The organism is Vibrio sp. 2033 (assembly GCF_033339735.1).
The window spans coordinates 1-551 of the sequence record NZ_JAWOVC010000689.1 but is presented as its reverse complement, the minus strand read 5'-3'; the positions used below and the strand labels follow the sequence as shown (position 1 = coordinate 551).

The 551-nt window shown below is 46.5% G+C and carries 1 pseudogene; it reads right to left on the bottom strand.

Annotated features, from left to right (window positions below):
• A pseudogene (locus R7P74_RS28530) lies at positions 1 to 551 on the bottom strand (hypothetical protein); the annotation flags it as partial.

Below are 551 nucleotides of genomic sequence, written 5' to 3'. Positions count from 1 at the left end.
GGCAGAGGCGTGCCATTTCTGCCCATCCTACCGTGGAAAATATGGTAATCAAGAGTGCAACCGCTCTTTCGGGCGGCAAATCCAGCGGAAATGCCGCACGGGCAGCTAGTATGATTATCAATGCAGGCAAAGAAAGCATTGCATCGGCAGCTCCCATCAGAGTAAGGTCAACAATTCTTGGAGAATATCCGCTTAACAGACCGATCAGAATTCCAAGAATTGAAGCGAGCAGTGTACCGACCGGCGCTGCAATAAGGGAATACCGAACCGCGTAAACAAGTCTTGAAAAACGATCGCGACCGAGAGCATCCGTGCCCAAAAGATGCACCTTTCCCGAACCCTCCACTATACCAAACAGATGCAAATCTGATTCAAATATGCCTAAAATACTGTAACGAAAACCAGGTACAAAAAAACCTATGGAATTACGGTTATTTCGATTTTCCTCGTAGCGTAGAAAAAGCGGGTCGGTTAGCCTCACTTCGTAAAGGAATGGACGCGAAATCTGACCATTTACATTATCAAAAACCCGAATTTGTGAAGGTGGAGCA